This is a genomic window from Pseudomonas sp. microsymbiont 2 (genome assembly GCF_054788395.1).
Genome location: NZ_CM139112.1, coordinates 665878 through 678840, shown reverse-complemented (window position 1 = coordinate 678840; position 12963 = coordinate 665878). Strand labels below are relative to the sequence as shown.

Annotated in this window: 16 protein-coding genes; 4 read left to right on the top strand and 12 right to left on the bottom strand. The window is 67.1% G+C overall.

Annotated features, from left to right (window positions below):
- Nucleotides 1-60 precede the first annotated feature (60 nt).
- Nucleotides 61-1947: a TonB-dependent receptor domain-containing protein gene (locus ACYUME_RS03100; RefSeq protein ID WP_460418032.1), complete on the top strand. Its 1887-nt coding sequence runs from the start codon at nt 61-63 to the stop codon at nt 1945-1947.
- Here the strand turns inward: ACYUME_RS03100 and ACYUME_RS03095 are convergent.
- From ACYUME_RS03095 to nrdR, 12 genes are all read right to left on the bottom strand, one after another.
- A complete protein-coding gene (locus ACYUME_RS03095) occupies nt 1925-2734 on the bottom strand; it encodes a cobalamin-binding protein (RefSeq protein ID WP_460418031.1) in 810 nt (269 codons plus the stop codon). The two genes, ACYUME_RS03100 and ACYUME_RS03095, sit on opposite strands and share 23 nt — an antisense overlap.
- Entirely contained in the window at nt 2734-3153 is a 420-nt protein-coding gene (locus ACYUME_RS03090) for an MFS transporter (protein WP_460418030.1), read from the bottom strand. The genes ACYUME_RS03095 and ACYUME_RS03090 overlap by 1 nt, the downstream gene beginning before the upstream one ends.
- Entirely contained in the window at nt 3150-3767 is a 618-nt protein-coding gene (gene ribA, locus ACYUME_RS03085) for a GTP cyclohydrolase II (RefSeq protein WP_279881216.1), read from the bottom strand. Before ribA ends, ACYUME_RS03090 begins: the two co-directional genes overlap by 4 nt.
- 261 nt (nt 3768-4028) lie before the next feature.
- Nucleotides 4029-4772: a substrate-binding periplasmic protein gene (locus ACYUME_RS03080; RefSeq protein WP_460418029.1), complete on the bottom strand. Its 744-nt coding sequence runs from the start codon at nt 4770-4772 to the stop codon at nt 4029-4031.
- Nucleotides 4773-4788: 16 nt separating this feature from the next.
- A complete protein-coding gene (locus ACYUME_RS03075) occupies nt 4789-5292 on the bottom strand; it encodes a phosphatidylglycerophosphatase A family protein (protein ID WP_023632630.1) in 504 nt (167 codons plus the stop codon).
- Nucleotides 5289-6245 carry a thiamine-phosphate kinase gene (gene thiL, locus ACYUME_RS03070; RefSeq protein ID WP_460418028.1) on the bottom strand — a complete coding sequence of 319 codons (957 nt, stop codon included), beginning with the start codon at nt 6243-6245 and terminating at the stop codon, nt 5289-5291. The genes ACYUME_RS03075 and thiL overlap by 4 nt, the downstream gene beginning before the upstream one ends.
- 18 nt (nt 6246-6263) lie before the next feature.
- Nucleotides 6264-6764 carry a transcription antitermination factor NusB gene (gene nusB, locus ACYUME_RS03065; RefSeq protein WP_460418027.1) on the bottom strand — a complete coding sequence of 167 codons (501 nt, stop codon included), beginning with the start codon at nt 6762-6764 and terminating at the stop codon, nt 6264-6266.
- Nucleotides 6761-7237 carry a 6,7-dimethyl-8-ribityllumazine synthase gene (gene ribH / locus ACYUME_RS03060; protein WP_003255395.1) on the bottom strand — a complete coding sequence of 159 codons (477 nt, stop codon included), beginning with the start codon at nt 7235-7237 and terminating at the stop codon, nt 6761-6763. The genes nusB and ribH overlap by 4 nt, the downstream gene beginning before the upstream one ends.
- A gap of 91 nt (nt 7238-7328) precedes the next feature.
- Nucleotides 7329-8420 carry a bifunctional 3,4-dihydroxy-2-butanone-4-phosphate synthase/GTP cyclohydrolase II gene (gene ribBA / locus ACYUME_RS03055; protein ID WP_460418026.1) on the bottom strand — a complete coding sequence of 364 codons (1092 nt, stop codon included), beginning with the start codon at nt 8418-8420 and terminating at the stop codon, nt 7329-7331.
- An 18-nt stretch (nt 8421-8438) separates the two neighbouring features.
- Nucleotides 8439-9104, bottom strand: coding sequence for a riboflavin synthase (locus tag ACYUME_RS03050; RefSeq protein WP_460418025.1), 666 nt, complete (start codon nt 9102-9104; stop codon nt 8439-8441).
- A gap of 42 nt (nt 9105-9146) precedes the next feature.
- Nucleotides 9147-10274, bottom strand: a complete 1128-nt coding sequence (gene ribD, locus ACYUME_RS03045; RefSeq protein ID WP_460418024.1) for a bifunctional diaminohydroxyphosphoribosylaminopyrimidine deaminase/5-amino-6-(5-phosphoribosylamino)uracil reductase RibD — start codon at nt 10272-10274, stop codon at nt 9147-9149.
- A 2-nt stretch (nt 10275-10276) separates the two neighbouring features.
- On the bottom strand, nt 10277-10741 hold the full coding sequence (gene nrdR / locus ACYUME_RS03040; protein ID WP_009685710.1) for a transcriptional regulator NrdR: 465 nt from the start codon (nt 10739-10741) through the stop codon (nt 10277-10279).
- 105 nt (nt 10742-10846) lie between these two features.
- On the opposite strand from nrdR, the gene ACYUME_RS03035 reads away from it, so the two are divergent.
- From ACYUME_RS03035 to trxA, 3 genes are read left to right on the top strand one after another with little or no spacing between them, the layout of a single operon-like run.
- Entirely contained in the window at nt 10847-11299 is a 453-nt protein-coding gene (locus ACYUME_RS03035) for a YbaY family lipoprotein (protein ID WP_460418023.1), read from the top strand.
- Nucleotides 11300-11959, top strand: coding sequence for a class I SAM-dependent methyltransferase (locus tag ACYUME_RS03030; protein ID WP_460418022.1), 660 nt, complete (start codon nt 11300-11302; stop codon nt 11957-11959). It begins immediately after the preceding gene.
- 31 nt (nt 11960-11990) lie between these two features.
- Nucleotides 11991-12878 (top strand): thioredoxin, encoded by an 888-nt coding sequence (gene trxA / locus ACYUME_RS03025; protein ID WP_279887401.1) that lies wholly within the window; start codon nt 11991-11993, stop codon nt 12876-12878.
- Nucleotides 12879-12963: the final 85 nt, after the last annotated feature.

The following is a 12963-nucleotide window of genomic DNA, read 5'->3' as shown; positions in this document are numbered from 1 at the left end:
AACCCGATCGCGGGGCAAGCCTGCTCCCACGCGTGGGAGCGGGCTTGCCCCGCGATTGCAATGGAACTGCCCATGAAGATCCGCGCCCTCCCCCTGCTCTGCCTGCCCGCCGCCGCCCTGGCCGCCGAACCCTCCCGCGACGACGCCCTCAAGCTCCCCGATGTGCTGATCAGCGCCAGTCGCCAGGTCGAATCGCGCAGCGCCACCAGCGCCGCCAATACCGTCTTCACCCGCAGCGACATCGACCGCCTGCAACCCAGCAGCGTCACCGACCTGCTCACCCGCGTCCCCGGCGTGCAGGTTGCGCCAACCGGCGGCCGCGGCAGCCTGCCGGGCATCTTCATCCGTGGCACCAAGGCCGCGCAGACCCTGGTGCTGGTCGACGGCGTACGGATCGCCAACGCCACCTCCAGCGACAGCGGCCTGCAGTTCCTCGACATCGACCAGATCGAGCGGGTGGAGGTGCTGCGCGGCTCGCGCTCGGCGGTCTACGGCAGCGACGCCATCGGCGGGGTGATCCAGATCTTCACCCGCCGTGGCGATGGCCAGGGCCTGCACCCGCGCGCGCGCCTGGCGGCTGGCAGCAACCAGACCTGGCAGCGCAGCCTGGGTCTGTCCGGGGGCAGCGGCGCGACGCGCTTCAACCTCGGCGCCAGCCTCGACGAAACCGCCGGGATCGACTGGACCGGCCCGTCGCTCGCCAGCGATGGCGACCACGATGCCTACCGTAATCGCTCGTTCAACCTGAGCCTGAGCCACGCCTTCGACGAGCGCTTCGAGGTGGGTCTGAACCTGCTCGACAGCCGCGGGCGCAGCGAATACGACAATCCGTTCGGGCGTTACGACATGGCCAGTTTCCAGAGCTTCGGCCAGAAACCCTACACCGACTTCACTGTCAGCAGCCTGGGCACCTACCTTGATGCCCAGCTCACCGACGCCTGGCACTCGCGTCTGGAGCTGGGGCACAGCGAAAACCGCGACGACAAGCGCGACAAGCTCAGCGACGAGCGCTTCGTGTTCAACACCTACCGCGACCAGCTGACCTGGCAGAACGACTTCGCGCTGGACGCGCGCAATACCCTGCTGGCAGGCGTCGACTGGTATCAGGATCGCGTCCACGCCAGCACCGATTTCACCGAGGACAGCCGCTTCAACCGCGCCGTGTTCATCCAGCACCGCTTCAGTGGCGAGCACTTCTCCACCGAGCTTGGCGTGCGCCGCGACCAGAACCAGCAGTTCGGTGGCCAGACCACCTGGAGTGGCAGCCTGACGCTGCCGGTCGATGCCGACAACGATGTGCTGCTGTCCTACAGCGAGGGTTTTCGCGCGCCGACCTTCAACGACCTGTACTACCCGCAGTACAGCAACCCGAACCTCGACCCCGAGCGCTCGAAGAGCTACGAGCTGCAATGGCGCAGCCAGCTGAGCCGTGACAGCCGCCTCGAAGCCTCGCTGTACCGCACCGACCTGCGCGACGCGATCGTCTTCGGCGCGGGCTCCATCCCCCGCAACGTGGCCACGGCCCGCATCAACGGCTTCGAACTGGGCCTGGAGCAGCAGTGGGGCCAATGGCGCAGCCAGCTCGGCCTGGCCCTGATCGACCCTCGCGACCGCGACAGCGGACATACTCTCGCTCGCCGCGCACGGCGCACCCTGAGCCTCGACCTGGACCGCCAGTTCGACCGTTTCAACCTGGGCGCAAGCTGGCAGGCGGTGAGCAGCAGCTATGACGACGAGGCCAACCGCAACGCGCTGGGCGGCTACGGCCTGCTCGGGCTACGGGGCGGATGGGCGGCCAGCGACGAGGTCAAGCTGGAGCTCAAGCTCGACAACCTGCTGGACAAGCGCTACAGCCGCGCCCTCTACAGCTTCGACGGCAACCAGCATGGTTACCGCGAAGAGGGTCGCACCTGGCTGCTGAGCGTTACCTGGACGCCGGCGCTCTAGCCGCCAGCAAGGCACACAGCCGGGCGGTGGCCTCGATCATCTGCCCGCTGGGCCGCTCCAGGCCCTTGTCCGGCACCACCAGCAAGCGATCACCGGCCACCGCGCTCAACGTCGGCCAGCGCCGCCAACTGGCCAGTTGCGCCTCGTCGCCGGCCAGGATCACCTCGGGATCGCGCAGCAACACCGACTCCACGCTCACCTGCGGCGCGGGCAGGGCCAGGTCATCGAACACATTGCGCGCCCCGCAGACCCGCAGGGCGTCGCTGACCACTTGCTGGCCGCCCAGGGTGTACAACGGCTTGTCCCAGACCTGATAGAACACCCGCAACGGCGTCTGGCGCCGGTAGCGCTCGCGCAGCGCCTGCAGACGCTCGCGCAGGCCGGCGGCATAGGCGTCGCCCTGCGCGGGGCGACCGATGCGCCGGGCAATGGCCTGGATCTGCCCGATCAGCTGGTCGAGGTCGCCGGGCTCGGCGCTGAACGTGTCGATGCCCAGGCGCCGCAGCTGGTCGCGCTGGGCAGAGGACACACTGCCGGGCCAGAGCAACAGCAGGTCCGGCTTGAGGCTCAGCAGGCGCTCCATGTCCAGCTGGCCATGACGGCCGACCGAAGGCAGATCGCGCAGGGTCGCTGGGCGCTCGCCGCCGTCGAGCAAGCCGACCAGCAGCTCGCCGGCTTCCAGTTCGAGAACGATTTCGGTCATCGACGGCGCCAGGCTGACCACCCGTGGCCCGGCCTCGGCCAGGGCGCCGACGCACAGCAGGACGATGGCGAGAAACGCCCGCATCAGCCGAGCTGGCGCGGCAGGCGATAGAGGTACAGCAACACCACGGTGGACAGCGCCAGCAGGATCCGCGGGACGGCCTCCAGCCCGACCAGCACCGACAGCGCCGCGATCCAGGCCGGGAAACAGGCATGCAGCATGGCCAGGCGGCGTACCCTTGCCAGTTCGATCCAGGCGGCGGGCTCGTCCGCCGTGCCCAGTTGCTTGTCGGTGGCGATCAGCGCCCGTTTGTAGGCGCCGAAGCGCGGCAGGCTGAGAAACATGCTGGCGGCGCCGGCGATGAACAGCGGCATGGCCAGCACCGGGATCAGCGGCTCGCCGCCGCCGAAGGCCCAGGCCATCACCGGCAGCGGCAGCAGGCCGACGGCCAGGTACTGCCACCAGGCCAGGGCCAGCCGGCGCTTCACCTCGCTGCGGGTCACGCCTGGGGCACCTCGCCCTGGTGCTTGTTGCCCATCATGTGGCCAAGCTTGTCGGCCTTGGTGGCCAGGTACAGGCGGTTGTGCGGGTTATGACCGGTATGCAGCGGCACGCGCTCGGCGACCTTGATGTGCATGTCGGTCAGCGCCTTGACCTTACGCGGGTTGTTGGTCATCAGGCGCAGCGATTTCACGCCCAGGTGCTCGAGCATCGGCAGGCACATGCCATAGTCACGCTGGTCGGCGGCGAAGCCCAGGCGCTCGTTGGCCTCGACGGTGTCGGCGCCGCCGTCCTGCAGCTCGTAGGCGCGAATCTTGTTCAAAAGGCCAATGCCACGGCCTTCCTGGCGCAGGTACAGCAGCACGCCGCGGCCTTCGCGGGCGATGGCCTGCAACGCGGCTTCCAGTTGCGAACCGCAGTCGCAGCGCTGGCTGAACAGGGCATCGCCGGTCAGGCACTCGGAGTGCAGACGCCCCAGCACCGGCTCGCCGTCGGCGATGTCACCCAGGCTGAGCACTACGTGCTCACGGCCGGTGGCTTCGTCGAGAAAGCCATGCATGGTGAAGATCGCGAAGGGGGTCGGGAGTTTGGAGGCGGCAACGAAGACGACGGGCACGTGGTGCTCCTGGAAAGTAGGAATTTTCAGATTGGCCGATTGTATCAGCAGCCCGGCGCGGGTGCGCAGGGTGAATATCGTGGCTTAAGATCGAAAAGTTCGATGCTTATGGAACAAGGACCAAATCCTGTAGGAGCGGCCTTGTGTCGCGATGGGCCGCAAAGCGGCCCCCGGGTCTCAGCGAGAAATCAGCCATTGCTGGGGCCGCTGTGCGGCCCATCGCGACACAAGGCCGCTCCTACAAGAACAGCGGTACAAGCCTCAATGCGGCTGGCTATCCACCGTGAACGGATACGGCTGCTTCCAGCGCTCGAAGATCGGCTTCAACTCACCGCTGCGTACCAGCAGCTCCATGCGCCGGTCGAACAGATCGCGCAGGACCTTGCCTTGTTCGCTGCGGGTGAACGCAAGATACAACGGCAGTTCGGCGACATGGCTGCGGCGAAAACGCGTGGGATCGGGCGCCTGGCCAAGCACATAGTCGACCTCGGTGAGCGCATCGATGTAGAAGTCGACCCGGTCGTGCTCGAGCATCGGCAAGATACCTTCTCGGCGCTGGATCTCGCGGGAGTTGCGGACATTGGGCAGGTAGCTGGCATAGTCGTAGCCACGTACCCAGGCCAAGCGGTACTGGCCGATGGTGTCCAGCGTGGGCACCGGCTTGCCGGCCAGGCCCAGGGCGTAGATATGGTCCTGGTCGAAGTGCCAGCGCGGATAGAGGTTGTCGTCGTTCTCTTCCTTGTACGACCCCACCCAGGCGTCCGCCTCGCCACGTTTGACCAGCCCCACCGCACGGCTGTAGGGCGCGCTCTGTACCACGACCTTGACCCCGGCTGGCTCGAACACCTTGCGCAATACGTCCCAGGCCAGCCCGGTGCCGTCGGCGTTGGTATAGTCGATCCACTGCTCGCTAACCAGCCGCACCTGCGTCGGCGTCTCCTGGGCCACCACGCCCGGGCCTGCGACAAACAGCACCAATGCCAGCAACACAGTCCTCAGGCCCATCGCAACGCTCCTTGTATCAGGCCACCGCCCACACCAGAACCTGCATGCCCAGCCAGGCGAACACGCCGGCCAGGATATCGTCGAGCATGATCCCGAAGCCGCCATGCACATGGCGGTCGACCCAGCGGATCGGCCACGGCTTGAGGATGTCGAAGAAACGGAACATCAAGAACCCCGCCAACAGCCACTGCCAGCCTTCCGGCACCAGCCACAGGGTGATCCACATGCCGACGATCTCGTCCCAGACGATGCCTTCATGATCGTGCACGCGCAAGTCGTTCGCCACCTTGCCGCACAGCCACACGCCGAACAGCATGCTGATGCCCAGCAGCAGCCAGTAACCCCAGTCGGGCAGCATCTGCCACAGCGGGATGAACGGCAGCGCCACCAGCGAACCCCAGGTGCCCGGCGCCTTGGGCAGGGTACCGGAGCCGAAGCCGAAGGCGATGAAGTGCCACGGGTTGCGCCAGACCGAAGGCGGAACGAACTCCGCAGGCACCTGGTTGGGGTGGTCGGTCACGGTGTCTCCCTAAAATGTTGATAGCCCCGCTGCACGGGGGTGATGTCCTGGCCTTGGGCATCGAGCAAGGTCACACCCTGCCCTTCGCGCACATGGCCGATGACATGCGCCGTGTCCGGCAGGCTGCAAAGCGCCGCCTGCGGCACGGTGAACGCCAGCACGTAGTCGTCGCCGCCGGTCAGTGCCGCCCAGCGGGCCGCCTCGTCGCCGAGCAGCGCCTGCAAAGCAGCTGACACTGGCACCTGCTCCAGGTTCACCTCGAGGGCGACGCCGGATGCCTTGGCGATATGCCCACAATCGGCCAGCAGGCCGTCGGAGATATCCAGTGCCGCCGTGGCCAGGCCGCGCAGGCGCTCGCCCAGCACCAGCTGCGGCAGCGGCGACCAGTAGTGCTCCAGCAACGGACCGGCCACATCGGCAGCCGCCTCGCGCTCGCCCAGCACCAACGGCAAGGCCCCCGCCGCATTGCCCAGGCAACCACCGACACACAGCAGGTCGCCCGGCTGCGCGCCGCTGCGGCGCAGGGCCTGGCCCGCGGGTACCCGGCCGAACACGGTCACGGTGATGCTCAGCGGCCCACGGGTGGTGTCGCCGCCGATCAAGGTCATGCGGCAACGGTGAGCCATGCGACCGAGGCCATCGGCGTAGGCTTCGAGCCAGTCCGGGGCGAACTCGGGCAGGGTCAGGGCGAGGGTGAAGCCGATGGGCGTGGCGCCCATGGCCGCCAAGTCGCTGGCCGCCACGGCGAGCGAGCGCTGACCCAGCAGCAGCGGGTCGCAGGTGGTGGGGAAATGCACACCGGCCACGAGCGTGTCGGTGGAGATCGCCAGCTGCTCGCCGGCGGGCAGGTCGAGCAGGGCGCAGTCGTCGCCGACCCCCAGGGCCACACCCTCGCCGCCCTGCGCACAAGGCGCGGCGGCGAAGTAGTGACGGATCAGCTCGAACTCACCCATGGCTCGTCAGCGCCGCGATCAGCGCTTGTTCGCCTTGACTTCCGCCTCACGCAGACGCGGAGCCAGCTTGTCCAGCACACCGTTGACGAACTTGTGGCCATCGGTGGCGCCGAACACTTTCGCCAGTTCGACACCTTCGTTGATGACTACGCGGTACGGCACGTCGACGCGCATCATGAACTCCCAGGTGGACAGGCGCAGCACGGCCAGTTCGACCGGGTCGAGCTCTTCCAGCGGGGTGTCCAGGCAAGGCTTGAGGGCCTCGTCGATTTCGCCCTTCTTCGCCGGGACCCCGTGGAGGATCTCGCGGAAGTAGGCACCATCGACATCGGTGAAATCGTTATCGACCCGGAACTGCGCTTCGACCTCGTTCAGCGAATGCTGGGCCATGTGCCACTGGTAAAGCGCTTGCGTGGCGAGCTTGCGGGCTTCGCGGCGCTTGGCGCTTTTCGAGGGCTTGCCGGCATCCGCGGGTTTTGGATCGCGCGGGTTGAAACGATCGCTTTCGTCGCTAATCACTTGGCCTCCAACTGCGCCAGCAGACTGACCATTTCCAGGGCGGACAGGGCAGCTTCGGCACCTTTGTTGCCGGCCTTGGTGCCGGAACGCTCGATGGCCTGCTCGATGGAATCGACGGTCAGCACGCCGAAGGCCACCGGTACACCGAACTCCATGGACACCTGGGCCAGGCCCTTGGTGCATTCGCCCGCCACGTATTCGAAGTGCGGGGTACCGCCACGGATCACCGCGCCCAGGGCGATGATCGCGTCATAGGCGCCCTGCTGGGCGACTTTCTGGGCCACCAGCGGGATTTCGAACGCGCCCGGGGCACGGATGATGGTGATGTCGCTTTCGCTGACGCCGTGGCGTACCAGGGCATCGACTGCACCGCTTACCAGGCTTTCGACGACGAAGCTGTTGAAGCGGCCAACCACCAAAGCATAGCGACCTTTGGGGGCGATGAAGGTACCTTCGATGGTCTTCAGGGTCATTCCGATGTTCTCATCTTCAAGAGCGAGGCCGCGCTGTGGCGGCCTCGGGAGGGTTTGGACTCGAGCGGGAGGGCGATCAGACCGCCTCAAGTCACTCGGAGGGCACGTATTCTACAACTTCCAGATCGAATCCGGATATCGCATTGAACTTCATCGGCGAACTCATCAGGCGCATCTTGCGCACACCGAGGTCGCGCAGGATCTGCGAACCGGCACCGACGGTGCTGTAGGTGGTCGGTGCCTTGGGCTGAGCATCGCCGGCGCTTTCGCGGATATGCGCCAGCAGCACGTCGCCGTCCAGCGGGTGGCCCAGCAGCAGCACCACGCCGCTGCCGGCCTCGGCCACGGCGCTCATGGCCGCGCGCAGGCTCCAGCGCCCCGGCTGCTTGACCATCAGCAGGTCACGCAGCGGGTCCATGTTGTGCACGCGCACCAGGGTCGGCTCTTCGGCGCAGATCTTGTCCAGGGTCAGGGCCATGTGCACGTCGCCTTCCACCGCGTCACGGTAGGTGACCAGGGTGAACTGGCCCAGCTCGCTGTCCAGCGGCTGCTCGGAGACGCGCTGCACGGTGCGCTCGTGGATCATGCGGTAGTGGATCAGGTCGGCGATGGTGCCAATCTTGAGGTTGTGCTCGGCGGCGAACACTTCCAGTTCGGCGCGACGCGACATGGTGCCGTCGTCGTTCATCACTTCGCAGATCACCCCGCTGGGCTCGAAACCGGCCATGCGCGCCAGGTCGCAGGCAGCCTCGGTGTGGCCGGCACGGGCCAGGGTACCGCCAGGCTGGGCCATCAGCGGGAAGATGTGGCCGGGGCTGACGATGTCCTCGGCCTTGGCGTCCTTGGCCGCGGCGGCCTGCACGGTACGGGCGCGGTCGGCGGCGGAGATGCCGGTGGTGACGCCTTCGGCGGCCTCGATCGACACGGTGAACTTGGTGCCGAAGCCCGAGCCATTGCGCGGCGCCATCAGCGGCAACTTGAGCGTTTCGCAGCGCTCGCGGGTCATCGGCATGCAGATCAGGCCACGGGCGTGCTTGGCCATGAAGTTGATGTGCTCGGGCAGGCAGCATTCGGCTGCCATGATGATGTCGCCTTCGTTCTCGCGGTCTTCGTCATCCATGAGGATGACCATTTTGCCCTGGCGGATGTCTTCGACCAATTCTTCGATGCTGTTGAGCGCCACGCGGCACCCCCTTCTCAATCAGGATTTCAAGAAGCCGTTGGCGGCCAGGAAGCTTTCGGTGATGCCACTGCCTTTGCCCGGCTCGGCGGCCTTGTCGCCCAGCAGCAGACGCTCCAGGTAACGGGCCAGCAGGTCGACTTCGAGGTTCACCCGACGCCCGGGACGGTAGTCGGCCATGATGGTTTCGGACAGGGTGTGCGGAACGATGGTCAGCTCGAACTCGGCGCCATCGACTTCGTTGACCGTCAGGCTGGTGCCATCGACGGTGATCGAGCCCTTGTGGGCGATGTACTTGGCCAGCTCTTTCGGAGCGCGCACGCGGAACTGGATGGCACGCGCGTTATCGGCGCGCGAGACGATCTCGCCGACACCATCGACGTGGCCGCTGACCAGGTGGCCGCCCAGGCGGGTGGTGGGGGTCAGGGCCTTTTCCAGGTTGACCCGGCTGCCGCTCTTGAGGTCGACCATGGCGGTACGCTTGAGGGTCTCGACGCTGACGTCGGCCCAGAAGCCATCGCCGGGCAGCTCGACGGCGGTCAGGCACACGCCGTTGACCGCGATGCTGTCGCCGAGCTTGACGTCGCCCAGGTCGAGCTTGCCGGTTTCGACGTAGACGCGCACGTCGCCGCCCTTGGGAGCGAGGCTGCGGATGGTGCCGATGGATTCGATGATGCCGGTGAACATGCGGTTCTCCTCAGGTACGGACTGCGCGAGGCAGGCCAGGCATTATACGCCGCTGGCCGGCAGGGGAACGGCGGTGACTCGCCAGTCATCGCCAACCGCGCGCATTTCGATGATTTTCAGTCGCGGCGCTTCGCTCATCTTCGTCAGCGGCCAGTCCAGCAGCGGGCGGGCTTCAGAGCCGAGGAAGGTGCCGGCGACGAACAACTGGTATTCGTCGACCAGGCCTTGGCGGGCGAATGCGCCGACCAGGCCGGCGCCGGCCTCCAGCAGGATTTCGTTGACCCCGCGCCCGGCCAGGGTGCGCAGCAGTGCCGGCAGATCGACGCGCCCCTCGCTGCCGGGCAGGTTGATCAGTTCATGGCCGGCGGCCGCATAGCGCGGGTCCTCGCCCACGGCAGTCACCACCAGCGCCGGACCGGCCTGGAAGAACGGCGCGTCCAGCGGCAGACGCAGGCGCCCGTCGACCAGCACGCGCAACGGTGGACGCGACAGGGCCAGGGCGGTGAGGGTGTCATCCAGGCCGAGTTCTTCGCCGCGCACGGTCATGCGAGCCTGGTCGAACAGCACGCTCTCGGCGCTGGTCAGTACCACGCTGGAACGGGCACGCAGGCGCTGCACCGCGGCACGCGCCGCAGGGCCGGTGATCCACTGGCTCTCGCCGCTGGCCATGGCGGTGCGGCCGTCCAGGCTCATGGCCAGCTTGGCGCGCACGAACGGCAGGCCCTGCTCCATGCGCTTGAGGAAGCCCGGGTTGAGCGCGCGGGCCTCGGCCTCGAGCACGCCGCTGGCGACTTCGATGCCGGCCTCGCGCAAACGCCGCAGGCCATTGCCGGCCACTTGCGGATTGGGGTCCTGCATTGCCGCCACCACCCGCGCCACACCGGCGTTCACCAGCGCTTCGGCGCACGGCGGGGTACGACCATGGTGGCTGCAGGGTTCGAGGGTGACATAGGCACAGGCGCCACGGGCACGCTCGCCGGCCTGGCGCAGGGCATGGACCTCGGCGTGCGGCTCGCCGGCGCGCACATGCCAGCCTTCGCCGACCACCTCGCCGTCGCGCACGATCACGCAGCCCACGCGGGGGTTGGGGTGGGTGCTGTACAGGCCCTTGCGGGCCAGTTCCACGGCCCGGGCCATGTAGTGGGCGTCGAGAATGGCTTGGCTGGACATGCTTACTCTTTGGCTGGCTCGCGGGCCAGGCGGTCGATTTCTTCGCGGAATTCGTCGAGGTCCTGGAAACGCCGGTAGACCGAGGCGAAACGGATGTAGGCCACCTCGTCGAGCTTGCGCAGCTCGGCCATCACCATTTCACCGACCACCAGCGACTTCACCTCACGCTCGCCGGTGGCGCGCAGGCGGCTCTTGATATGCGCCAGCGCCGCTTCCAGGCGCTCGACGCTGACCGGACGCTTCTCCAGCGCGCGCTGCATGCCGGCGCGCAGTTTGTCTTCGTCGAACGGCTGGCGCGTGCCGTCCTGCTTGATCAGCCGGGGCAGGACCAGTTCGGCGGTTTCGAAGGTGGTGAACCGCTCGCCGCAGGCGACGCATTCGCGCCGGCGGCGCACCTGTTCGCCCTCGGCGACCAGGCGCGAGTCGATGACCTTGGTGTCGTTGGCACCGCAAAACGGACAGTGCATGGTGGCAGGCAACAAAAAAAGGGAGGGCCATGGTAGCGCATTGCACTGGCAAGACAAGCCAAAGGGGTTACCATCCATGCAAATCTGCCCGTGAAGGACTCTTCCATGCATCATCGAGCACTCGTCGTGCTGTGCTGCGCCGCCCTGCTCACCGCCTGCGGCAGCGACCGGCCAAAGCCGGAACAGGCCCCCGCCCCCGTGCCGGCGAAAGTGGCGAAGAAAACCGAACCGCTGGGGCCGCTGCCCGCCTACCAGCGCGAACTGAGCGGCTCGTTGCTGGAAGTCCCGGCAGGCGCCGACGTCGAGCTGGCCCTGCTGGTCATCGACGAACGCGGTCGCCCACAACAGCTGCTGGCCAGCAGCACCCTCACCGGCACCGGCCAGGCCCTGCCCTACCGCCTGCGCTTCAACCCCGAGGCATTTCCCGCTGGCGCGCGCGTCGAACTGCGTGGCCGCGCCAGCCGCTCCGGTCAACTGATCATGCACCTGCCCCCCGTGCGCATCGCCCAGGCGCAAACCCAGGCCACCGGCCCGCTGCGCTTCGAAAAGGCCCCATAAGTGGCGCCGCAAGCCTTGCAGCAAGCCCTCGGCAAGCTGATCGGCGAAGCGCGCCTGGTGACCTGCGAGCTGCCTGGGTCCGCGCTCAAGCTGTGGTTGATCGACGAGCAGAACATGGATCGCGAATTCACCAGCGAGGAAACCCGACGCATCCTCGAAGAGCCGCCCTACTGGAGCTTCTGCTGGGCCAGCGGCCTGGCCATGGCACGCTACCTGGCCGAGCACCCCGAATGGGTGCGCGGCAAGCGTGTGCTGGACTTCGGCGCCGGCTCCGGCATCGCCGGGATCGCCGCCGCCCGGGCCGGCGCGCTAGAGGTGGTGGCCTGCGACCTCGACCCGCTGGCCCTGGATGCCTGTCGCGCCAATGCCGCGCTGAACGGGGTGACGCTGAACTACAGCAGCGACTTCTTCGCCGAGACCGACCGCTTCGACCTGATCCTGGTCGCCGACGTGCTCTACGACCGCGCCAACCTGCCGCTGCTGGACCAGTTCCTCAGTCGTGGCCGCCAGGCCCTGGTGGCCGATTCACGGGTGCGCGATTTCAGCCATCCCCTGTACCGCCCGCTCGGCGTGCTCGAGGCGCTGACCCTGCCGGATCTGGCCGAACCGCACGAATTCCGCCGGGTCAGCCTGTACCACGCCAGCCGCGAGCCCTTATAGTGGAGGCATTCACGGATTTGCGAGAGTCGCGATGAGCCAAGCTCCTGTTAACACAAGCCTGCCATTTATCTTCGATGTCACCGATGCCACTTTCCAGCAACTGGTCATCGAGAACTCCTTCCACAAGCCGGTGCTGGTCGACTTCTGGGCAGAGTGGTGCGCACCGTGCAAAGCGCTGATGCCGCTGCTGGCGAAGATCACCGAGGGCTACCAGGGCGAACTGTTGCTGGCCAAGGTCAACTGCGACGTCGAACAGCAGGTCGTCGCCCAGTTCGGCATCCGCAGCCTGCCGACCGTGGTGCTGTTCAAGGACGGCCAGCCGGTCGATGGTTTTGCCGGCGCCCAGCCCGAATCGGCGATCCGCACCATGCTCGAACCCCACGTGCAGATGCCCGCGCCGCCCACCGCCGCGCCGCTGGAGCAGGCCAAGGCGCTGTTCGCCGAAAGCCGTTTCAGTGAAGCCGAGGCCCTGTTGCAGGTGCTGCTGGGTGAAGACAACAGCAATGCCGAGGCGCTGATCCTCTATGCCCGCTGCCTGGCCGAGCGTGGCGAGCTGGGCGAGGCCCAGGTGGTGCTCGATGCGGTCAAGACCGACGAGCACAAGGCCGCCCTGGCCGGCGCCAAGGCCCAACTGACCTTCCTGCGCCAGGCCGCCAGCCTGCCGGAAGCCGCCGAGCTGAAAAGCCGCCTGGCGCAGAACCCGCAGGATGACGAGGCGGCCTATCAGTTGAGCATCCAGCAACTGGCGCGCCAGCAGTACGAGGCCGCGCTGGAAGGGTTGCTGAAGCTGTTCCAGCGCAACCGGGCCTACGAGAACGGCCTGCCGCAGAAGGCGCTGTTGCAGGTGTTCGAACTGCTGGGCAGCGATCACCCGCTGGTCAGCGTGTACCGCCGCAAGCTCTCTGCCGCGATGTTCTGACCCCCTTCGCGGGCAAGCCCGCTCCCACAGGCATTGCAGTGCAAATCCTCTGGGAGCGGGTTTACCCGCGAAGAGGCAGGAACAA